The 474-nt window shown below is 67.9% G+C and carries 1 protein-coding gene; it reads right to left on the bottom strand.

Features of this window, described 5'->3' with window-relative positions; all coding sequences use genetic code 11:
• On the bottom strand, nt 1–474 hold a 474-nt coding region (gene nadA, locus IMZ11_RS43940; RefSeq protein WP_228649668.1), incomplete at both ends, for a quinolinate synthase NadA.

The following is a 474-nucleotide window of genomic DNA, read 5'->3' as shown; positions in this document are numbered from 1 at the left end:
GCCCTGCGCAACTGGTGCAGCATCCCGACCTCGGTCGCGACGAGCACCTGCCGCGCCCGCGTCTCGCGGGCCGCGTCGAGCATGCCACCCGTGGACAGGATCTTCACCCGCTCCTCAGGCACCGCACCTTCACCGGCCAGGTACAGCGCAGAGGTGGCACATCCACATTCCGGGTGTACGAACAGTTCGGCATCGGGGTGCGAGCGGGCCTGGTCGGCCAGCTCATCGCCGTTGATCCCGGCGTGCACGTGGCATTCGCCGGCCCAGACGTGCAGGTTCTTGCGACCGGTCACGCGGCGCACGTGCGCACCCAGGAACTGATCCGGGCAGAACAGCACTTCGCGGTCCTCGGGGATCGAAGCCACGACCTCGACGGCGTTCGACGACGTGCAGCAGATGTCAGTCAGCGCCTTCACCGCGGCGGTGGTGTTGACGTAGGAGACGACTACCGCGCCGGGGTGCTCGTCCTTCCAT

Source organism: Microtetraspora sp. AC03309 (assembly GCF_020826795.1).
Lineage (GTDB): Bacteria > Actinomycetota > Actinomycetes > Streptosporangiales > Streptosporangiaceae > Microtetraspora > Microtetraspora glauca.
This window is presented reverse-complemented; position numbering and strand designations above follow the sequence as displayed.